Origin of the sequence: Streptomyces sp. NBC_00285 (genome assembly GCF_036174265.1) — a bacterium.
In the GTDB taxonomy this organism is placed as follows: Bacteria; Actinomycetota; Actinomycetes; order Streptomycetales; family Streptomycetaceae; genus Streptomyces.
On the sequence record NZ_CP108055.1, the window covers coordinates 5,787,651 to 5,808,316 of the forward strand.

Annotated in this window: 20 protein-coding genes and 2 pseudogenes; 13 read left to right on the forward strand and 9 right to left on the reverse strand. The window is 68.7% G+C overall.

Annotated elements, in window-relative coordinates:
- Positions 1-76: 76 nt before the first annotated feature.
- Positions 77-1,471, forward strand: a complete 1,395-nt coding sequence (locus OHT57_RS26615; RefSeq protein WP_328749025.1) for an ethanolamine ammonia-lyase subunit EutB — start codon at positions 77-79, stop codon at positions 1,469-1,471.
- Complete coding sequence (gene eutC, locus OHT57_RS26620) at positions 1,468-2,265, forward strand: ethanolamine ammonia-lyase subunit EutC (RefSeq protein ID WP_328749026.1); 798 nt, start codon at positions 1,468-1,470, stop codon at positions 2,263-2,265. The genes OHT57_RS26615 and eutC overlap by 4 nt, the downstream gene beginning before the upstream one ends.
- A 52-nt stretch (positions 2,266-2,317) precedes the next feature.
- On the opposite strand, the gene OHT57_RS26625 is transcribed toward eutC, so the two are convergent.
- On the reverse strand, positions 2,318-3,169 hold the full coding sequence (locus OHT57_RS26625; RefSeq protein ID WP_328749027.1) for a diacylglycerol kinase: 852 nt from the start codon (positions 3,167-3,169) through the stop codon (positions 2,318-2,320).
- Positions 3,170-3,357: 188 nt separating this feature from the next.
- Here OHT57_RS26625 and OHT57_RS26630 point away from each other — a divergent pair, with 188 nt between their 5' ends.
- The 5 genes from OHT57_RS26630 to OHT57_RS26650 all read left to right on the forward strand — a co-directional run bounded on the left by OHT57_RS26630 (position 3,358) and on the right by OHT57_RS26650 (position 10,868).
- Positions 3,358-4,641, forward strand: a complete 1,284-nt coding sequence (locus OHT57_RS26630; RefSeq protein WP_328749028.1) for an adenylosuccinate synthase — start codon at positions 3,358-3,360, stop codon at positions 4,639-4,641.
- A gap of 149 nt (positions 4,642-4,790) precedes the next feature.
- On the forward strand, positions 4,791-6,611 hold the full coding sequence (locus OHT57_RS26635; protein WP_328749029.1) for a bifunctional metallophosphatase/5'-nucleotidase: 1,821 nt from the start codon (positions 4,791-4,793) through the stop codon (positions 6,609-6,611).
- A gap of 98 nt (positions 6,612-6,709) precedes the next feature.
- Entirely contained in the window at positions 6,710-10,297 is a 3,588-nt protein-coding gene (locus tag OHT57_RS26640; protein ID WP_328749030.1) for a DNRLRE domain-containing protein, read from the forward strand.
- Between the two features lie 11 nt (positions 10,298-10,308).
- Positions 10,309-10,623 (forward strand): hypothetical protein, encoded by a 315-nt coding sequence (locus OHT57_RS26645; RefSeq protein ID WP_328749031.1) that lies wholly within the window; start codon positions 10,309-10,311, stop codon positions 10,621-10,623.
- Between the two features lie 80 nt (positions 10,624-10,703).
- Positions 10,704-10,868: a hypothetical protein gene (locus tag OHT57_RS26650; protein WP_328749032.1), complete on the forward strand. Its 165-nt coding sequence runs from the start codon at positions 10,704-10,706 to the stop codon at positions 10,866-10,868.
- Between the two features lies 1 nt (position 10,869).
- On the opposite strand, the gene OHT57_RS47505 is transcribed toward OHT57_RS26650, so the two are convergent.
- Positions 10,870-10,953, reverse strand: a complete 84-nt coding sequence (locus OHT57_RS47505) for a DUF397 domain-containing protein (RefSeq protein ID WP_443053629.1) — start codon at positions 10,951-10,953, stop codon at positions 10,870-10,872.
- On the opposite strand from OHT57_RS47505, the pseudogene OHT57_RS47510 reads away from it, so the two are divergent.
- Positions 10,930-11,280 (forward strand): annotated as a pseudogene (locus tag OHT57_RS47510) (bifunctional metallophosphatase/5'-nucleotidase); the annotation flags it as partial. The gene OHT57_RS47505 and the pseudogene OHT57_RS47510 sit on opposite strands and share 24 nt — an antisense overlap.
- Before the next feature lie 140 nt (positions 11,281-11,420).
- Here OHT57_RS47510 and tnpA read toward each other — a convergent pair.
- Positions 11,421-11,867, reverse strand: coding sequence for an IS200/IS605 family transposase (gene tnpA, locus OHT57_RS26665; RefSeq protein WP_328749033.1), 447 nt, complete (start codon positions 11,865-11,867; stop codon positions 11,421-11,423).
- A gap of 25 nt (positions 11,868-11,892) precedes the next feature.
- On the opposite strand from tnpA, the gene OHT57_RS26670 reads away from it, so the two are divergent.
- The 4 genes and pseudogenes from OHT57_RS26670 (at position 11,893) to OHT57_RS26685 (ending at position 16,879) form a co-directional block, all read left to right on the forward strand.
- On the forward strand, positions 11,893-13,116 hold the full coding sequence (locus OHT57_RS26670; protein ID WP_328749034.1) for an RNA-guided endonuclease InsQ/TnpB family protein: 1,224 nt from the start codon (positions 11,893-11,895) through the stop codon (positions 13,114-13,116).
- Positions 13,117-13,177: 61 nt separating this feature from the next.
- Positions 13,178-14,023: pseudogene (locus OHT57_RS26675) on the forward strand (5'-nucleotidase C-terminal domain-containing protein); the annotation flags it as partial.
- A 199-nt stretch (positions 14,024-14,222) separates the two neighbouring features.
- Positions 14,223-15,485, forward strand: a complete 1,263-nt coding sequence (locus OHT57_RS26680) for a DUF3500 domain-containing protein (protein ID WP_328749035.1) — start codon at positions 14,223-14,225, stop codon at positions 15,483-15,485.
- Positions 15,482-16,879, forward strand: coding sequence for a HupE/UreJ family protein (locus OHT57_RS26685; RefSeq protein WP_328749036.1), 1,398 nt, complete (start codon positions 15,482-15,484; stop codon positions 16,877-16,879). Before OHT57_RS26680 ends, OHT57_RS26685 begins: the two co-directional genes overlap by 4 nt.
- A gap of 52 nt (positions 16,880-16,931) precedes the next feature.
- On the opposite strand, the gene OHT57_RS26690 is transcribed toward OHT57_RS26685, so the two are convergent.
- The 4 genes from OHT57_RS26690 to OHT57_RS26705 all read right to left on the reverse strand — a co-directional run bounded on the left by OHT57_RS26690 (position 16,932) and on the right by OHT57_RS26705 (position 18,636).
- A complete protein-coding gene (locus OHT57_RS26690; protein WP_328749037.1) occupies positions 16,932-17,303 on the reverse strand; it encodes a peptidase inhibitor family I36 protein in 372 nt (123 codons plus the stop codon).
- Positions 17,300-17,806 (reverse strand): hypothetical protein, encoded by a 507-nt coding sequence (locus OHT57_RS26695; RefSeq protein ID WP_328749038.1) that lies wholly within the window; start codon positions 17,804-17,806, stop codon positions 17,300-17,302. Before OHT57_RS26695 ends, OHT57_RS26690 begins: the two co-directional genes overlap by 4 nt.
- Before the next feature lie 19 nt (positions 17,807-17,825).
- On the reverse strand, positions 17,826-18,188 hold the full coding sequence (locus OHT57_RS26700; protein ID WP_328749039.1) for a hypothetical protein: 363 nt from the start codon (positions 18,186-18,188) through the stop codon (positions 17,826-17,828).
- Between the two features lie 160 nt (positions 18,189-18,348).
- On the reverse strand, positions 18,349-18,636 hold the full coding sequence (locus OHT57_RS26705) for an SCO4225 family membrane protein (protein WP_328749040.1): 288 nt from the start codon (positions 18,634-18,636) through the stop codon (positions 18,349-18,351).
- 208 nt (positions 18,637-18,844) lie between these two features.
- Between OHT57_RS26705 and OHT57_RS26710 the strand changes: the two genes are divergently transcribed.
- Positions 18,845-19,138 carry a hypothetical protein gene (locus tag OHT57_RS26710; RefSeq protein WP_328749041.1) on the forward strand — a complete coding sequence of 98 codons (294 nt, stop codon included), beginning with the start codon at positions 18,845-18,847 and terminating at the stop codon, positions 19,136-19,138.
- Between the two features lie 3 nt (positions 19,139-19,141).
- Here the strand turns inward: OHT57_RS26710 and OHT57_RS26715 are convergent, their stop codons facing one another.
- Both OHT57_RS26715 and OHT57_RS26720 read right to left on the reverse strand, forming a co-directional pair.
- Complete coding sequence (locus OHT57_RS26715) at positions 19,142-19,792, reverse strand: hypothetical protein (protein ID WP_328749042.1); 651 nt, start codon at positions 19,790-19,792, stop codon at positions 19,142-19,144.
- 165 nt (positions 19,793-19,957) lie between these two features.
- Positions 19,958-20,659, reverse strand: a complete 702-nt coding sequence (locus OHT57_RS26720; RefSeq protein WP_328749043.1) for a GntR family transcriptional regulator — start codon at positions 20,657-20,659, stop codon at positions 19,958-19,960.
- Between the last annotated feature and the right edge of the window lie 7 nt (positions 20,660-20,666).

Consider the following 20,666-nt stretch of genomic DNA (forward strand, 5'->3'; position numbering starts at 1 on the left):
GGTCTCGGGGCGTTAAAAGTTTGTCAACCAGACCTTTAGAAATGTGACGGCAACACGTGGCTCGTAGCGTCGCCGCATGAGCTATTCGTCCGTGCTCGGTGGTCGACGCCACCGCTTCGAGAGCCTCGCCCGTCTGCTCGCCGCCGCGAGCCCCGAACGCTCCGGCGACCGCCTGGCCGGACTCGCCGCCGCGTCCGAACAGGAGCGGGTCGCCGCGCGCTGGGCGCTCGCCGAGGTACCGCTCGCGGACTTCCTTACCAAGCCGCTGATCCCGTACGAGACCGACGACGTGACCCGGCTGATCCTCGACACGCACGACGCGACGGCGTTCGCGCCGGTGGCCTCGATGACGGTCGGCGGGTTCCGGGAGTGGCTGCTGTCGCAGGCGGCGTCCGCAGAGGCACTGGCCGCCGTGTCACCCGGGCTCACGCCCGAGATGGTCGCGGCGGTCTCCAAGCTGATGGGCAACGCGGATCTGGTCGCCGTGGCCCGCAAGGTCCGCGTGGTCACCGCGTTCCGCTCGACGATCGGACTGCCGGGGCGGCTGGCGACCCGGCTCCAGCCCAACCACCCCACCGACGACCCCGCGGGCGTGGCGGCGGCCCTGCTGGACGGCCTGCTCCTCGGCTCCGGCGACGCGGTGATCGGCATCAACCCGGCGACCGACAGCCCCAGGGCCGTACGGGACCTGCTGGAACTCCTCGACGGGGTGATCCAGCGCTACGCGATCCCCACCCAGTCCTGCGTGCTGTGCCATGTCACGACGAGCGTGGACCTGATGGAACGCGGTGCCCCCGTCGACCTGGTCTTCCAGTCCATCGCGGGCACCCAGGCGGCCAACGCGTCCTTCGGGGTGACGCTGGGTCTTCTCGACGAGGCGTACGAGGCGGCGCTGAAGCTGGAGCGGGGGACCGTCGGCCGCAACGTCATGTACTTCGAGACCGGCCAGGGCAGCGCCCTGTCGGCGGGCGCGCACCACGGGGTCGACCAGCAGACGGTGGAGGCACGGGCGTACGCGGTGGCCCGCCGCTACGACCCGCTGCTGGTCAACACCGTGGTCGGCTTCATCGGGCCCGAGTACCTCTACGACGGTCGGCAGATCCTGCGCGCCGCCCTGGAGGACCACTTCTGCGGCAAGCTGCTCGGGCTGCCGATGGGCCTGGACATCTGCTACACGAACCACGCGGACGCCGATGACGACGATGTGGCGACCATGCTGACCATGCTCGGCGTGGCCGGAGCGTCCTTCGTGATCTGCACGCCGGGCGGCGACGACATCATGCTCAACTACCAGTCGGCCTCCTACCACGATGCCCTGTACCTCCGGGAGGTCCTGGGACTGCGCCCGGCACCGGAGTTCGAGACCTGGCTCGCCTCGATCGGGCTGCTGGACGAACGGGGCGGCATCCGCGAGGTCTCCGGAGAGATCCACCCGTTGACGGCGATCGCGGCAGGGAGGTCGGCGGCATGACCGAGACGACTGTGCAGGCAGAGGTGGTTGAAGTGGCTGAGGTGGCCGTACAGACAGGCGAGTTGTGGGCGGAGCTACGGCTGCGCACGCAGGCCAGGATCGGTCTCGGCCGGGCCGGCTCCGCGCTTCCCACCCGGCACCGCCTCGAACTCCAGGCCGCCCACGCGGCCGCCCGGGACGCGGTGCACTCGCCGTTCGAGCCGGACGGGATCGCGGCGGCGCTGGCGGGGACGCCGACGGTACGGGTCCGCAGCGCGGCGGCCGACCGGCTCACCTACCTCCAGCGGCCGGACCTGGGCCGCCGCCTCGACCCGACGGACCGTGCGCACCTTCCGGTGGGGGAGTGGGACGTGGTCTTCGTCGTCGCCGACGGGCTCTCCAGCCGCGCGGTGCACGAGCACGCGGCGGCGGTGGTGCGCGGGACGACGGCTCTCCTCGGGGACTGGCGCGTCGCCCCGGTCGTCCTCGCCGAACAGGCCCGTGTGGCCCTCGGCGACGACGTGGCGGCGGCGATGGGCGCGACGATGGTGGTGGTGCTGATCGGCGAACGCCCCGGTATGTCGGCGGCGGACTCGCTGGGCGCGTATCTGACCCACCGGCCGGTCCCGGGCACGACGACGGACGCCGACCGCAACTGTCTGTCCAACATCAGGCCGCCGCTGGGGCTGTCCTACGAGGGCGCGGCGGCCAAGCTGGCGGGGCTCATGGGGCGGGCACGGGAGTTGGGGCGGACCGGCGTGGAACTGAAGGACGAGAGCGACGATCACGGCGAAGCGGTCGAGCGACTGCCCTGAGCCGCCCCCGGAGCGACTGCCCTCAGCCGCCCCACACAGCTCCCCACACAGCTCACCGCGGCACCGTCAGCCGCAGTGCTCCCTCCCGTACCACCCATGTCCGTCTCCGTACCGGTCCCGCGACCCCGGTGTCCGCCCGGTAGCGGAAGTCCGCCCCCGTGACCGTGACCGTCCTGCCGGAGGCCAGCAGGGGGGACGCCTCCGCGCCCACCGACAGCGGGCGTACCTCGACCGTGGCCAGGCCGCCGCCGGAGCCCGGGGTGACCGACACCGCCTCCAGGGGCTGGTCCAGGTCCACCAGCGTGACGCCGTCGACCTCGACCCGCAGATGGGCGGGGCCGGGAGCGGGCACGAACGGCTCCCGGGCGGGCCGGGCCGGCACCAGGGTCCGTACGAGCGACTGGTAGGTCCGCAGCCAGTGCCGTCCGGCCTCCGCCGCCTCGGCGGGTTCCGGGACCGACAGGGGCGGGATGCGCAACGTGCCCAGTACCACCCCGTCGCTGTCGTCCACCAGCAGGTCCAGCCGCCGCTCGGCGCCGTCCAGCACCGCCCGCGAGGCCGCCACCGCCCCCGTCGGCAGCCCCAGCGCGCGGGCGACGCCCAGCACCGGGCCGACGGGCACCACCGACAGCACACAGTGCGCCAGGTCCCGCTGCCGGTGCAGCTGCACCACCGCCCGGATCAGCGCGCGGTCGTCACCGACCACCACCGGTCGCCGGGAGCCGCGCCGAGCCAGCGCCCGGGCGAATTCCTCGGGCCCCTCCGGCAGGCACACCTTTGTCACCGCACCCGCGCTGAGCACGTCTTTCACGATCCGTACGGACTCGCCGTCGGTCTGCCGGGCGACCGGATCGATCACTACGAGCAGCTGATCGGAAGTCGCGGAAGTCGCCACCTCGGCCATGCCTCGCTTCCTCGGGTAGCATCTTTGTGCAAGAGCCCCTTGCGCTATTGCGCCAGGGGCTTCGTCTATTCCGGGGCATCCGGGTCCGACGGACAGCGGCCGACGACGGCCGTTGGTGCACGCGACGGTGAACCGTACGCGTACATCCCTGACCTTGGACATGCCCCGCCCGGAAGGGGTGTACGCGCGTGCCCGCACTTGTGCTGCTCGGTGCTCAGTGGGGTGACGAAGGCAAGGGAAAGGCGACCGACCTGCTCGGTGGCTCGGTGGACTATGTGGTGCGCTACCAAGGCGGCAACAACGCCGGCCACACGGTAGTCGTGGGCGATCAGAAGTACGCCCTCCACCTCCTCCCTTCCGGAATCCTGTCGCCGGGGTGCACCCCGGTCATCGGCAACGGTGTCGTCGTCGATCCGTCGGTCCTGTTCTCCGAGCTGAACGGACTGAACGACCGCGGCGTCGACACCTCCAAGCTCCTGATCAGTGGGAACGCCCACATCATCACGCCGTACAACGTCACCGTCGACAAGGTGACGGAACGCTTCCTCGGAAAGCGGAAGATCGGCACCACCGGACGCGGCATCGGGCCGACGTACGCGGACAAGATCAACCGCGTCGGCATCCGCATCCAGGACCTGTACGACGAGTCGATCCTGACGCAGAAGGTCGAGGCGGCTCTCGACGGCAAGAACCAGCTCCTCACCAAGGTCTTCAACCGCCGTGCCATCGAGGTGGAGCAGGTCGTCGAGGAACTGCTGGGCTATGCCGACCGGCTGAAGCCCTACGTCGCCGACACGGTCCTGGTGCTCAACCAGGCCCTGGAGAACGACAAGGTCGTCCTGTTCGAGGGCGGCCAGGGCACGCTCCTGGACATCGACCACGGCACGTACCCCTTCGTCACCTCCAGCAACCCCACCGCGGGCGGTGCGTGCACGGGATCGGGCGTCGGTCCCACGAAGATCAGCCGGGTCATCGGCATCCTCAAGGCGTACACGACCCGTGTCGGCTCGGGTCCGTTCCCGACCGAGCTGCTCGATGCGGACGGCGACGCGCTGCGCCGGATCGGCGGCGAGCGGGGTGTCACCACCGGCCGTGACCGCCGCTGCGGCTGGTTCGACGCGGTGATCGCCCGTTACGCGACCCGCGTCAACGGCCTCACCGACTTCTTCCTCACCAAGCTCGACGTCCTCACCGGCTGGGAGCAGATCCCGGTCTGCGTGGCCTACGAGATCGACGGCAAGCGCGTCGAGGAGCTCCCGTACTCCCAGACCGACTTCCACCACGCGAAGCCGATCTACGAGAACCTCCCCGGCTGGAGCGAGGACATCACGAAGGCCAAGACCTTCGCCGACCTCCCGAAGAACGCCCAGGACTACGTCAAGGCGCTGGAGGAGATGTCCGGCGCCCCGATCTCCGCGATCGGTGTGGGCCCGGGCCGGGACGAGACGATCGAGATCAATTCGTTCCTGTAAATCCCTTTTGTTCTGCAGCTGTTGGGCCGGTCATGGACATCCTTGACCGGCCCATGGCTTGCTCCTGGTTTCGCGCGCAACCGGCGGGACGCGACTATCTACGCGGGTAGTTCCCTCTCTCCTCCCACTTCCCCTCCAGGAGCCCTGCCATGCCCGTCAGTCCCATGAACCGCCGCGCGTTCGTGAAGAAGTCGGCCGTCACCGGGGCGGCCGTCGCCGCCGCGGGCAGCGTCGCCGCGGGGCCCGCCGAGGCCGCCGACCGGCACAAGCCGAAGCCCAGGCCGACGACCTGGTCGTTCTCCATCCTGGGCACGACCGACCTGCACAGCCACGTCTTCAACTGGGACTACTACACCAACGCCGCCCCGGTGGACTCCAAGGGCAACACCTACGGCATCGCCCGCATCGCCACCCTGGTCAAGAACCTGCGCGCTGAGAAGGGCGAGCACCGGGTGCTGCTCGTCGACGCCGGCGACATCATCCAGGGCACGTCCCTCGCGTACTACTACGCCAACGTCGACCCCATCACGGGCAAGAACGGCAAGCGCGGCCCCAAGCACCCCATGGCTGTCGCCATGAACGAGATGCGCTACGACGCCGCCGCCCTCGGCAACCACGAGTTCAACTACGGCGTGGACGTGCTGCGCGCCTTCGAGAAGCAGTGTCACTTCCCGCTGCTCGGCGCCAACGCCCTGGACGCGAAGACCCTCAAGCCCGCCTTCGAGCCCTACACGGTCAAGCGCATCAAGGTGCCCGGCGCCCCGGACATCAAGGTCGGCATCCTCGGCCTCACCAACCCGGGCATCGCGCTGTGGGACAAGGACAACGTCAGCGGCAAGCTGGTCTTCCCGGGGCTCGTCGAGCAGGCGAAGAAGTACGTGCCGAGGCTGCGCGCGCTCGGCTGCGACGTCGTCTTCCTCACCGACCACTCCGGTCTGGACGGCTCGACGTCGTGGGGCGACGAACTCCCGTACGTGGAGAACGCGTCGAACCTGGTCGCCGCGCAGGTCCCCGGCATCGACGCGATCCTCGTCGGCCACACCCACGTCGACGTCCCCACCTACACGGTGAAGAACGAGGAGACCGGCGAGGACGTCCTCCTCTCCGAGCCGTACTGCTACGGCTACCGCCTGTCCGTCTTCGACTTCGAGCTGGAACTCGTGCGCGGCTGCTGGAAGATCACCAGCAAGACGGCGACCACGCTCAACAGCAACACGGTCGCCGAGGACCCGAAGATCACCGAACTCCTCACCGCCGACCACGACCTGGTCGTCAAGTACGTCAACACGGCGATCGGCACCAGCACCGCGGACATGTCGACCGCGGAGGCCTGCTGGAAGGACGTCCCCGCCATCGACTTCATCCACGAGGTCCAGATGGAGACGGTGAAGGCGGGCCTGTCGGCGGCGGACGCCGCGCTCCCGCTGATCTCGGTGGCGGCCTGCTTCAGCCGCACCGCCGACATCCCCAAGGGTGACGTGACCATCCGCGACGTCGCCGGCCTCTACATCTACGAGAACACCCTCTACGGCAAGAAGCTCACCGGCGCCCAGCTCAAGGACTACCTGGAGTTCGCGGCGAAGTACTACCACCAGGTCCCGGCCGGCACGAAGGTCGACACCGCGACCCTCACCAACGCCAACAGCTTCTGGGACTACATGTACGACACGGCGGCCGGTGTCTCCTACGAGATCGACATCGCGGCGGCCGAGGGCTCCCGCATCAAGAACCTCACCTACAACGGCGCCGCGATCCCCGACGACCAGGTCTTCGTCGTCGCGGTCAACAACTACCGCGCCAACGGTGGCAGCGGCTACCCGCACATCGCCGCGGCGGAGTCCGCCTACAGCTCCACCAACCAGGTCCGCGACCTGATGATCGCCTACGCCACGGCCAAGGGCACCATCGACCCGTCGACGTTCGCGGCCACCAACTGGAAGCTGACGCAGGCCGGTACGGCGGTCTTCTAGGAGTCCACTTCCTGGCAACAGGCTATGAGTTCCTGTGAGTCGCTGTGAATGATCAACTTCACGGCCTCTTCACATCGGACATTAGCTATGTTCCGTGCATGTCATATCGAAGACGGTTCTCCCCGGCCGCCGTACGTCGTACGGCGGCCGGGTTGTCCCTGTTGTTGCTCGCGGCGGCTGTGACGGATGCTCCCTTCAGGTCAGGCACATTCGCCGAGGCCGCCTCAACTCCGTTCGTTCCGAAGACTTTTCAGGTCACCCCCGCGGTGGACACCGGCAGCGAGGGCGCAGCGAAGGCGCTGTCGTTTCTGACGCCGGACCAACTCGCGCGCAGGCAGGCCAAGGTGACCGGCGAGCGGGTCGAACTGACCTCGCAGCGCACTGAGGACACCACGACGTATGTCAATCCCGACGGCACCCTCACCACGGAGAGCTATGCCGGGCCCATCCGGGTCCAGGACAGCGACGGGACCTGGGAGTCGATCGACACCGAGCTGTCCGACGCGGGTGCCGCGTTGGAGCCGCAGGCCGCAGCCGCCGACATCACCGTCTCGGACGGCGGGGACACTCACCTCGCGTCTGTCTCGGCGGACGGCAAGTCCTTCGGGATGAGCTGGCCCGATGCCCTGCCCACCCCGACCGTCGACGGCGACACCGCCTCGTACGACGTGGGCGACGACCAGAAGCTGACCGTCACCGCGCTGCCGCAGGGTTTCTCGGAGAACGTCGTCCTCGACTCCGCCCCCGCCACCGTGTCCTACCGGATACCCCTGGCCCTGCACGGTCTGACCGTCTCGAAGGCGTCCACGGGGCATCTGCTCCTCAAGGACGACGACGGCGACCTGGTCGCCGAGGCTCCGGCGCCGATGATGTGGGACTCCTCCAAGGACCCGGCCTCCGGCGAGTCGAAGCATGTCGCGGCCGTGGACTACGAGATCGAGACCGCCGCGGACGGCACCCAGACCCTGGTCCTCACCCCGGACGCGGCCTACTTCGACCAGGACCTGACCTACCCGGTCACCGTCGACCCGACCAGCACGCTGGCGGTGACCACCGACACCTGGGTCGCCACCAACTACCCCGACTCGCAGCTGTCCTCGGCAGAGCTGAAGTCGGGCACGTACAACGGCGGTGACACGATCGCCCGTTCCTATCTGAAGTTCGACGTCTCGGACTTCGTGGGCACGGACATCGTCGACACCAACCTGGCCCTGTACTCGTACTGGTCGTCGTCCTGCTCGACCTCCGGTTCGGGTACCCAGGTGCGCCGCATCACCTCGTCCTGGTCCTCCTCGACGATCGCGTGGGGCAGCGAGCCGACCTCCACCAGCACCGGCGCGGTCACCAGCACGGCCGCCAAGGGCTACTCGACCGACTGCCCGGCCGGTACCGTCAACTTCGACATCGACGCCATCGTGCAGGCCTGGGCGGACGGTTCCACCAACTACGGCCTGAAGGTCAAGGGCGTCAGCGAGACCGACAGCCTGACCTGGCGCCGCTGGCGCTCGGCCAACTACGTCTCCGGGGACGGTTCGACCGAGCCGCACCTGACCGTGACGTACAACTCGTACCCGAAGACGCCGAGTTCGCTGACCGTCTCGCCCAGCACCACCAGTGGCAGCGAGAAGATCGTCACGTCGGTCACCCCGGTGTTCTCGGCCAAGGTCTCCGACGTCGACTCCGGCGCCAAGGTCCGCGTCCAGTACGCGATCGAGCCGGACCCCGACTACGCGGACACCACGTACACGCTGACCAGGTCCACCGCGTACGTCGCCTCCGGCAAGGCCGCCGCCCTCAGCGTCCCGAGCTCGACCCCGCTGCCCGACGGCAAGCACCTGCGCATCCGCGCCCGCGCCTACGACGGTACCGACTACTCGACGGCCTGGACCTCCTGGACGTCGTACACCGTCGACACGGGCGCGCTGGACATCCCGGACGTGCCGACCGGACTGCAGACGGGTGCGACCGAGACGACCACTCCGCTGCTCACGGCCCTGGTCACCGCACTCGGGCAGCCGGCGGTGGACACCCAGTTCGTCCTGTACGACGCCTCCGGCTCGGTCATCGGCGGTACGCCGTTGGGCACCGCGACCGTCGAGTCGGGGCAGCGCGCGGCGCTCCAGGTGCCGGACGGTCTGCTGAGCGATGCCGGTACCTACTCCTGGAAGACGCGCGCCTGCGTGGGGAGCGTCTGCTCCTCCTATACCGCCAAGAAGTCGTTCACCGTCGATGTGACCGACCCTTCCCAGTCGGGTGACACGGCCGGCGGTGTGCCCACCGCGGTACGGGATCTGAGCGCACGAGCCGGCGAAGGCGGCGTCCTGGTCGGGTGGAGCGCGCCGGAGGACCTGGGCGGAAGCGACGAGGACGGCGTCGCCTACACGGTGAACGTCATCACCGGCTCGTCCACTGTCAAGACCCTCACCGCGGCGGGCACTTCGGCCGTCGTCACCGGGCTCACCAACGGGCTCACGTACACGTTCTCCGTGGCCGCGGTCGGCAGCGCGGGAAGCGGCCCGGCCACGGTGTCCGCTCCCGCCGTCCCGGTCGCGGTGAGTGGGGGAACGGCTGACTATCGTACTGTCCTGCAGCAGTATCTGGACGCGCAGACCGGACTCACGGAAGGTACGTACGCGAACTCGTCGGTCGCCGCCGACAGCAGCGACGACGGTACGGCCTTCGCGGACGTTCTCGAAGCGGAGCAGTCCGACCCGCTCACCGAGCGGGCGCTGCTGGCGGACGACGACTCGGAGACCGACGGCTCGACGGTCACCCTGAGCGATGTCTTGGCGATGCCGTCCACCGACGGCAAGACGGTGACGCTGCGCGCCACCGCGACGACCGCGAAGACCGTCACGGTCGCCGCGGACAGCACCGACCCCGACGCCGCCGACGCCGCGGAGGAATCGACGTATCTGTACACGTTCACCGTGGCCACTCCGCCCGTACTCACCGGGCACATCGACGCCGACGCGGCCGAGACCGTCGTCAGCGCGGGCGACGACGCACTCACCCAACTCGGCGACGACACCACGGTGACGGACGACGACACCGACTCCTCGACGGATTCGCCCGCAGCCATGGGGACGGACGCGGACGGAGCCCTGGTGGCCGCGGACGCCTCGTCCACCACGACGGCGACCACGGTCTCCACCCATGCCCAGTACGCGGCGGACATCTCCGGCAGCGGCACCGCGAAATGGGCCAGGGACCACTGGAACTCCAAGCACTGGTACGGCAACGACTGCACCAACTTCGCCTCGCGCTCGCTGAACAGTGGCGGCGGCATGGACAAGAAATGGGGTTCGCGCCTCGACCGCCACAAGGACGACTACTGGTGGCGCAACGGCGACTACCTGTACTGGAAGCAGTCGGACTCCTGGAGCATGGCCTATCATCTGGCCGATTTCATCGACAGACAGGCCACCTACTCCTGGCACACCAACAAGGGGCAGGTCAACCTGGGCGACATCGTCTTCTACAACTGGAACGACAAGGGCGACGACCATCCCAACGGCTTCAAGGGGATCAGTCACGCGTCCGTGGTGACGAAGATCGACTCGCACGGAAACATCTACATCAGTCAGCACAGCGGCAACCGCAAGAACTATCCGCTGACGAGCCAGCGCAAGCTGCACAAGAACATGGACGTCTGGATCGTGACGTCCTTCCCCTGGTACGAGTGAGGCTGCCGAAAATGACAGACACAACGGCCTCTCGGGGCCTGACCTGGCGGATACCGGTCCTGTTCCTGGAGGGAGCGCTCGCCATATTCGTCGCCGTGAGCCTGCACGCCGACTCGTCGAACGGCGCCTGTGACCTCTCGTCCCAGGACCTCTACCGGAACGTGGCTTACGCGCTGTGGGCCTCACTGCCCGTGACTTGGGCGATGCTGTACCCGGGCAAGGTATGGCTGCGACGCGTCTCCTGGACCGTCGTGGGACTTCGGCTGGTCTTCGGGGTGGCGGTCGGGGCGCTGATGCTGATCGGTGGGGGGACGAGCCTCTGCTGAAGCCGCTCCGGTAGGAACTCGTCGGCCTCCGGGCCGAGTCGCTCCTCACCGCGACGTCCGCCGCGTGGTGGACCTACCTGGTGTGGGTCCACCGAGACGCCTTGTACGCCGACCGGGCCCCCGTGGCCCTGATCCTCACGGTCACGCTGTCGCTACTGGTGACGTGGGGCCTGTGGCTGCGCACGGCCGGAAGGCTCCGGGGCGTGATCCTGACGCTGTCCCTGTGGTTCTTCCAAGACCTTTAATTCAGCTGGCGCTTGAGACGAACGCGGCCCACGTTTCGCCGGAGACGGTGAGGTGTGGGCCGTCGGGGTTCTTGGAGTCGCGGATGTGGGTGGTGTGGGGGCAGGCGGCGACTTCGACGCACTGGCCGCCGCTGCCGAGCAGGCGAAGAAGAACGTGCCCCGGCTGCGCGCGCTCGGCTGTGACGTCGTCTTCCTCACCGACCACTCGGGCCTGGACGGTTCCTCGTCCTGCGGCGACTCGCTGCCGTACATCGAGAACGCCTCCAACCTCGTCGCCCAGCAGGTCCCTGGCATCGACGCGATCCTGGTCGGCCACACCCACGTCGAGGTGACCTCGTACACCGTGAAGAACGAGGAGACCGGCGAGGACGTCCTGCTGTCCGAGCCGTACTGCTGGGGCTACCGGAATTCATTCGCAGCGCATCGGACTCCAGGACTCTGCTGGGAAATCCGCGCCTTTCCCAGCAGAGTCCTTCAGGCCGGTGGTGAAGCGACTCTGATGGTGGCAACGCGGAGTGTCGCGGATTCAGGTCCGGCGGAGTCGGCCGATGTTCACACCGGCCGGTTCTGCTGTTTGATGTACTGCCTGACCGTGCTGAGCGGGGCGCCGTCGAGGGTTCCGGCGAAGTAGGAGCCGGACCAGAGTTTTGTTGGCGCGCCAGTAGTGGCGTTCCAGGTCGGGGAACTCTCCCCCAGCCTTCGGCCGGGAGGTGCCCCCAGGCGCAGGCGGAGGGAGGAGACGCCCTTGAGGGAGTTGACCAGCTTGGTGACGGCGACCTTGGGCGGGAAGTCCACCAGCAGGTGGACGTGGTTGTCTCCGCCGTTGAATTCGGCCAACTCGCACTCGAAGTCCGTACACACCGACCGCATGATCTCCTCCATCCGCCTCAAGTGGGCATCGGTGAACACCTTGTGGCGGAATTTGGTCACGAAGACCAAGTGGACGTGCATCACGAAAAAACAGTGCCGACCAGTTCTGATCTTCCGCATATCGTCCATAACCCAAGTATGTAGCGTGATGGTCATGCAGCTCCGGTACTCCTTCCGCCTGTACCCGGACACCGGCCAACAGCAGGCCTTGGCGAGGGCGTTCGGGTGCGCCCGTGTCGTGTTCAACGACGCGGTCCGCGCCCGTGAGGAGGCCAGAAGGGCCGAGCTGCCGTTCCCCAAGGCCGCAGAGCTGTCGAAGAGGCTGATCACCGAGGCGAAACAGACCGTGGAGCGGTCCTGGCTGGGCGAGGTCTCCGCGGTGGTGCTCCAGCAGTCCCTGCGGGACGCCGAGAGCGCCTACCGCAACTTCTTCGCCTCCCTCAAGGGCACCCGCAGGGGCCCGAAACTGGGTGCACCCCGGTTCAAGTCCCGCAAGGACAACCGGCAGGCGATCCGGTTCACCGCCAACGCCCGCTGGAACATCACCGGCAGCGGCCGTCTGACCCTGCCGAAGATCGGGGCGGTGAAGGTGAAGTGGTCCCGCGCTTTGCCCACTGCCCCGACCTCGGTCACCGTGGTCAAAGACGCGGCCGGCAGGTACTTCGCGTCCTTCGTCATCGACACCGACCCGCACGCCGACGCCGCCGCGATGCCGGACACCGACCGGACGGTCGGCATCGACCTGGGCCTGACCCACTTCGCCGTCCTGTCCGACGGCACAAAGATCGACTCCCCGCGGTTTTTGCGCCGGGCGGAGAAGAAACTGAAGAAGGCCCAGCGGGACCTGTCCCGCAAGCAGAAGGGATCCAGGAACCGGGAGAAAGCCCGCCTGAAGGTCGCCCGCGCCCACGCACAGGTTGCCGACGCCCGCCGCGAGTTCCACCATCAACTCTCCACCCAGCTGATCCGCGACAACCAAGCGATCGGCGTGGAGGACCTGGCGGTCAACGGACTCGCGCGCACCAGGCTGGCCAAGAGTGTGCATGACGCGGGCTGGTCACAGTTCGTGGCCATACTGGAGTACAAAGCCACCCGGTACGGGCGCACCCTCGTGAAGATCGGCCGGTTCGAGCCGACCTCCCAGACCTGTTCGGCCTGCGGCGTCAAGGACGGGCCCAAACCCCTGAACATCCGGGAATGGACCTGCGCCGCGTGCGGCACGGTCCATGACCGGGACCACAATGCCGCGATCAACGTCAAAACGGCCGCCGGACTGGCGGTATCAGCCTGCGGAGCGCCGGTAAGACCAGAACCTGTTCTGGCACAGCGCGAAGAAACAGGAAGCCACGGACTCCCGACCGAACCCCGTGCCGCGTAGCGGCACAGGGTTCGACGGGGAAGGCCAGAATCCTCGGGCTTCAACCCGAGGAGCAAGTCAACGGCTCAGCGTCTTCGACTTCGAGCTGGAGCTCGTGCGGGGACAGTGGAAGGTGACCAAGAAGACCGCCCAGACCCTCAACCCCAACACGGTCGACGAGGACCCGGAGATCAAGAAGCTCCTGGAGGCCGACCACGAGCTGGTCGTGAAGTACGTCAACACCACCGTCGGCACCTGCACCGAGGACCTCTCCGCGGTGGAGTCCTGCTGGAAGGACGTCCCGATCATGGACTTCATCCACCAGGTCCAGATGGACACCGTCAAGGCCGGCCTGTCGACCGCCGACGCCGCCCTCCCGCTGATCTCGGTCGCCGCGCCCTTCTCCCGCACCGCCGACATCCCCGCGGGCAGCGTCACCATCAAGGACATCGCCGGGCTCTACATCTACGACAACACCCTGTACGGCAAGAAGCTCACCGGCGCCCAGCTCAAGGACTACCTGGAGTACGCGGCGAAGTACTACCACCAGGTGGCCGCCGGCACGAAGGTCGACACCGCGACCCTCACCAACGCCAACAGCTTCTGGGACTACATGTACGACACCGCCGCGGGCGTCTCGTACGACATCGACATCGCGCAGGCGGAGGGTTCGCGGATCAAGAACCTTTCCTACAACGGCACTTCGGTCGCCGACGACCAGGTCTTCGTCGTCGCCGTCAACAACTACCGGGCCAACGGCGGCTCCGGCTACCCGCACATCGCGACCGCCGACATCGCCTACAGCTCCACCAACGAGATCCGCCAGCTGATGATCGACTACGTGACGTCGAAGGGCTCCCTGGACCCCAAGGACTTCGCGGTCACCAACTGGAAGCTGACGCAGGCCGGTACGGCCGTCTTCTCGTAAGGCCGTTGAGGTTTCACCCACTGAAGGCGCGATAAGCGCAACCTGTCGGCAGGCCATGCTTATTTCTTCGATATGAGTCGCACACCTCCCAAAAGGGACGTGGTCCGGACGCGCGCGCATTGAACTGTCAACAATTCTGCTGGTAGTTCTCTCGTTCAGCGCGCGCGTCCAACCCACCCGTCGTCCCCAGGGAGTGTTCGTGAGCAGGGAAAGAACCAGTCAGGCGCGCAAGCGGCGCACATGGCGGGTCGCCGCCGGAGCCGTCGCCGGTGTCGTCCTCGTCGGTGGCGGATTCGTGGCGGCGAACGCCGCGACCACCGGCAACACGAAGGCGCCGGCCCACTTCGCGATCGACAGGAAGGCCACCGGCACCGCCGCCGTGGTCAGCGTCGCCAACGCGTTCCTCAACACGCTGGACGCGGACCAGCAGACGGCCACCGTCCTGGACTTCAGCCAGGCCAACGCGACCGCCTGGTCGAACCTCCCGTGCGCCGGGACCTGCCGCCCCGGCATCGACTTCGGCTCGCTGAGCGACGCGCAGCTGGCCGCCGCCGAGAGCGTGCTGAAGGTGGCCCTGGGGTCCGGCAAGGACACCGGCTACGACCACGTCATGCAGACCATCCTGGCCGACGACGTGCTCGCCTCGGCGGAGTCCACCAGCTCCGCCGCCCCGGCGCCGGGCGCGACGGCCACCGACACGGCGACGAGCACGGCCACGGCGACCGACACCGCGTCGAGCACGGCCGCTCCGACCGACGTCCCGACGGGCGCCCCGCCCTCCGGCGGCGGTGGCGGGGGCGGCTTCGCGTACGGCAGCGGCTACTACTACCTGGCGTTCCTGGGCACCCCGTCCAGGACCGGCACCTGGCAGCTGCACTTCGGCGGCCACCACCTCGCCGTCAACATCACGTTCAAGAACGGCAAGGTCGCCGGCGCCAGCCCCTTCTTCAGCGGCATCGAGCCCACCAGCTGGACCGCGGACGACGGCACGACGTACGAGCCGATGGCCGAGTTCCGCAACGGCATGCTCGGCCTCACCGGCAGCCTGACGACCGAGCAGCTGGCCGCCGCCAAGCTGTCCGAGTCCTTCGGCGACGTGCTCCTCGGCCCGGGCTCCGACGGCGAGTTCCCGGCGACCAAGGAGGGCCTGAAGGTCAGCGAGCTCTCCCCCAAGCAGCAGAAGCTCGTCCTCGCGGCCATCCACCCCTGGGTCGCGGACGTGGACGACGCCACCGCGAAGCAGCTGATGAAGACGTACGCCAAGGAGCTGAAGGACACCTACATCAGCTACTCCGGCGGCACCGGCCTTGACACCAACGGCGACTACGTCCGTATCGACGGCCCCCACGTGTGGGTCGAGTTCATCTGCCAGACCGGCGTGGTGTACCGCGACAAGGTCCACTACCACACGGTGTACCGCGACCACACCCGCGACTACGGCAGCGAGTTCTCCTTCTCATGACCGGGCCGCGAAACTGGCTGACCACAGCGCTCCGCTGGGTTGCCGGGATCGCGATCGCGGTACCGGCGGCGCTCCTTCTCGGGGCGTCGCCGGCCGCCGCGCATCCGATGCCGCACTCGGTGGTGCAGCTCGACGTGTACGAGCACTCGGTCTCCGCCCGTCTGGAGATCCCCGTCGGCGAGTTCACCCGGGCGAGCGGGATCGACGTGTCCGAGAAGACGCTGACCGCCCGGACCGGGGCCATCCGCGCCTCCTTGGTCGCACACATCCATCCGACCGCCACCGACGGCCGGACCTGGCAGGTCACCATCGGCCGCCTCAGCCTGAGCCAAGCGGTCCAGACCGACACCGGCACCTACCGCGAGCTGGTCGCCCGCGCCGAACTCACCCCGCCGGCCGGGACCGACGTACGCCACTTCACCTTCGGCTACGACGTCATCGTCCACCAAGTCATCACGCACACCGTGCTGGTGACGGTCCGTCAGGACTGGGCGGCGGGTCAGGTCGACGGCGAGGGCACCACCCAGGTCGGCACGATCCGCGTCGACACCCGGACCATGAAGGTCCCGGCGCTGAAGGTCGATCTCGGCGCCGGCAGCGCCTGGCGGGGCTTCGTCGCCATGCTCGAACTCGGCGGCGACCACATCCTCACCGGCACCGACCACCTGCTGTTCCTGCTCATCCTGCTGCTGCCCGCCCCGCTCGCGGCCAGAGCCGGGCGCTGGGACGGCCTGGTCGGCGCCAGGAGCGCCCTGACCCGCATCGGCGGCATCACGCTCGCCTTCACCGCCGGTCACTCCATGGCGCTGGCCGCCACCGCGCTGGGCCGTCTGGACATCCCCGGCCGGCCGGTCGAGGCGTTCATCGCCGCCAGCATCCTGGTCGGCGCGATCCATGCCGTCCGCCCCCTCTTCCCGGGCAAGGAGGCGTTGGTGGCCGGAGTCTTCGGGCTCGGCCACGGCATGGCGTTCTCCTTCGTGCTCGCCGAAATGCAGCTGACCACAGGCCAGTTGGTGACCAGCCTCCTCGGCTTCAACCTCGGCATCGAACTCGTCCAGCTCCTGCTGGTCTGCCTCGCCCTGCCCTCGCTGCTCGTCCTCGCCCGGTTGCGGGTCCAGCCGGTGCTGCGGCTGACCGGCGCGGTGCTCACCGGCACGGCGGCCCTCGGCTGGCTGGCCGACCGCCTCGGCCTGCCCAACCCGGTCGCCCGGGTCGCCGACAGCGCCGGATCCCACACGACGGTGCTGCTGGCCACTCTGACCGCACTGGCCGTGGCAGCTCTGGCCGCGACCGCCTGGACGCAGGTCGTCCGCAGGCAGGCACGGTCCGCCGAGCCGGACGGCACAGCGTCGCGCCCACAAGCCCCCGCGTCGAAGCTCGCGGGCACGCCCTGAACGCGACGGGTCCCCGGCCGCCCGGCCGGGGACCCGCTCCGTTCATCGGTGCTCAGCAGCCGTTCGCCCAGATGTGGGAGTCACCTCGGTCGTTGGCCACGCCGTTGTAGCCGACCTCCTGGCCGGGCGCCAGACAGATGGTCATGGGGCCGAGCTGCTTGGCGGAGGCGTACACCTTGACGTGGTCCTTGATGCCGGGACCGGAGATGCCGTGGTTCGCCCACGAGGAGTCCTGGTCGGCCATGTTCCCCTCCCACCAGCCGTCGTCGCCGGTCCACTCGATCTTCTGGCCCTGGAAGTTGGCGTCCGTCCACGCGCAGAAGTTCCCGCTGCCGCAGGACGCCGCCTGGGCCGAGGCCGAGGTGGCGAGGACGACTCCGGTGGCGAGCAGTCCGGCGGACAGGACGGCGATGAAGCGCTTCACTGGTTTCCCTTCAGGTGGCTGGTGCTCGGGTGGGTACTGCCGCCGCCCTTCAGCAGGGCGGTCGCTGTGGTGAGGGCGTGGGCGCGCAGCCGCTGCCACTCCGCGAGCTCCGCGTGGTGCGCGGCGCGGACCTCGGCGAGCGGGCGGCCGGTCCTCGCGGCCTCGGGTTCGAGGTTGTTGACGACGACGGACGTGCGGAACCAGCGGTCCTGGTCGCCGTAGAGCCGCTGTTGGGCTGCCGCGAGACAGCCGTCGGTGTGCGCGCGGACCGTGTAGCCGGTGGGCAGCCGGAGCGACAGCTCTGCCTTGCCGGCACCGAACAGGGCGTCGGACACGCGCTGTTGATCCGACTTCGCGGTGAGGCCCTGTCGGGTCAGACAGTCGTCGGTGAGCTTGCGGGTGGCCGCCTTGACGACGTCGTCGGCGCTGGGCGCCGGGTGGGCCGTGCAGGCGGTGAGCCAGGTGAGGAGGACGGCCAGGGCCGCCGCCGTACGAGGACGCATGGGCGGATCGGTGGGCGGGTCAGCCGGCCTCGCAGCCCATCGGGGTGTCACTGACCCCGTCGAACTTCGTGGCCCAGGCCCAGTTGTCGGAGTAGTCGTCCGGCCGGATCGCCCGGTACAGACATGCGCCGCCGCCCTGGAAGCTGATCGCGTACACCGTCCCGGACGCGTGCGAGTCGAAGGAGTACGCGTGCCGCTTCACCCGCGGCGCCGCCTCCTTGTACCCCGGCGGCGCGTAGTCCCAGGCGCCGCCCGGCCCCATCTGCCCCGGCTCCGCCCAGAAGTAGACGTGCCCCGGCGGTACGGCGACCGCGTGGGCGGGCGGGGCGGCGAGCGGCATGAGGGCAGCGAGGAGGACCGAGATGATCAAGACAGGGCGCATGCGCGCTGCATGCCCAGACGATTATGGGCGTATGCGGACATTCACCCGTTCAGCGGATCACCGCGCGGGCGCTCGTGCCGATGACGCACGAAACCCCGGCGTCCACCGGGCAGTTGGCTGCCGGGTGGACGCCGGGGTGTGGTGTTCGAGCCGTGGGACCTCAGGCGGTGGGGTGCGGTCGACGGCCGCTGATGCTCCGGTACGCCGCCCCGAGCACGGCCGCGTTCACCAAGGCCCCGGCGACTATCCCGACCCAGGCGAGACCGGTCGGCAGCATCACGAACAGCAGCGACGCCGGGGCGGTGACCAGGAACGCCCAGACACCGGCGAGACTCGCGTCGGCGTGCTCGACGAACAGCGCGTCCACGCCGACCCAGCCGACGACCGCGGCCACGACGAGCAGATAGCCGAGAGAGAGCGGGTTGAGGAAGGAGCGCGAGCCGGTCATGTGGACCCCCAGGAAGTCGTATCGGAGCCTCGGGCCCCGTCTGTGATCCCTACGATGCCGCGCGAGCGGCGTCCGGCGCCTGAGTAGCGGTACTCAACCTTCGGGGCCGAGTACCCAGGGGCCCAGTAGCGCGGAGGGATAAATAACGCATATGGGAATACTCTGGGATCGTGCATCGGCGTGTGTCGATCCGGAGAAGGTGAGTGCGATGCGCGTACTGCTCAAAGTGGTCATGGACACGGAGAAGGCGAACGAGGCCATCAGCCACGGCACCCTGCCGAAGCTGATCGAGGCGTCTCTGGAACAGATCAAGCCCGAAGCGGCCTACTTCACCGCCGAGGACGGCCAGCGCACCGCGTACCTGTTCTTCGACATGCAGGACAGCTCGCAGATGCCGGTGTTCAGCGAGCCGTTCTTCATGAACCTGGGCGCGAAGATCAGCTACACCCCGGTGATGAACTACGAGGACGTCCAGAAGGGTCTCTCCCAGCTGGGGCGTTGACCCTCAGCTGAAGATGATCATCGAGCCCTGGGCGAGGCTCCTCGTCGCCGCCGCGTGCAGCCCCAGCCAGACATGGCGTTCACGGGCGAAGGGGCTGGGGTCGTACGGCGCGGGCACGGCCGGCTCCTCCAGTTCCGTGGGAGCGCGCGGCGGCTCGGGCGGCGCCGGGGGATTGGCCGGATCGATGCCGATCACCGGGGCCACGATCTCCAGTTCCCGCAGCAGGGCCTGTGAGGAGCCCAACGGGCCGCCGCCCGCGAGGAGTTCGTCGTTGGCCAGCGGGTGCGGGAAGTCGACGGGGACATACGCACCCGCGTGGTCGTAGTGCCAGACCAGATGGGACTGCTGGGCCGTCGTCTCGAACATCTCCAGCAACTGCTCGTAGTCGCCGCCGAGTTCGTCGATCGGGGTGACCGGGAGCCCGCAGACCTGGAGCAGATAGGCGCGCCGCAGGAAGTGCAGGGCGTCGTAGTCGAAGCCGGCCACCGGGGCGACCTCGCCCGCCAGACCGGGCATGTACTGGTACACCGGCACCGGCGGCAACCCGGCCTCGGCGAGCACCTTGTTGTATTGCGCGAGTTCCTCGGCGAACGGGTTGTCCGGGGTGTGGCACAACACGTCGACGAGAGGCACCAGCCACAGGTCACAGGCCAAAGGACAGCTCCTCGAATACTCGCGGTGCGCGGATGTCATCGCACGGTGGTCAAGGCAGGGTAGTCGGTGGGGCGCCGGGAGGGATCCCGTCGTGGGGGACTCGTATCGCAGTCGTATCGCAGTCGTAGGGACCGGGTGCAGGACCCATACCCGTGCGGGACGCGCTCAGTCGGCGGTGGAGCCCTCGATGAGGGTCAGATAGTGGCCGTTGTAGGTGGTGAGGAGTTCGCGGGCGGTCCCGGTGTCGCGCGCGTGGAGGGCGTCGGCGATCTCGGTGTGCCCGGACCACAGGCTGCCGCGCAGATCGGTGAACCGGCGCAGGTGCTGGACCGTGCACACCCAGGTCTGCACCCGCAGCCGGTGCAGGAAGTCGGCGAGGTAGGTGTTGCCGAACAGGATGCTCAGCTCGCGCCAGAAGCGCAGGTCGTAGCCGATCAGTACGGTCAGCTCGCCCGCCACGGCGGCCCGCCGGGCCTCCTCGCCACGTCGCCGTACCCCCGCGACGGCCGCGGCGGTGCGGGGCTCGTCGAGCTCCTGGAGGATCCGGTGTCCGGCGTCGAGCGCCTGGAACATGCCGTCCGTGACCAGGCTGCGGGCCTCGATCATGCCCCGGAAGTCGTCGAGCGAGTACTCGTGCACATGGAAGCCGCGGTGCTGGTCGGCCTCCAGGAGCCCCTGCGCGGACAGGTCGACGAGTGCCTCGCGGACCGGGGTCGCGGAGACGCCGTACTGCTCGGCGATCTCCTTGACCGTGAACTCCTGGCCCGGCTGGAGCCGGCCGGCCAGCACCTCGTCGCGCAACGCGTCCGCGATCTGCTGCCGCAGTGTGCTGCGGGTGACGGTACCGCTGCCATTGCTGCCGGGCATCGTCGGG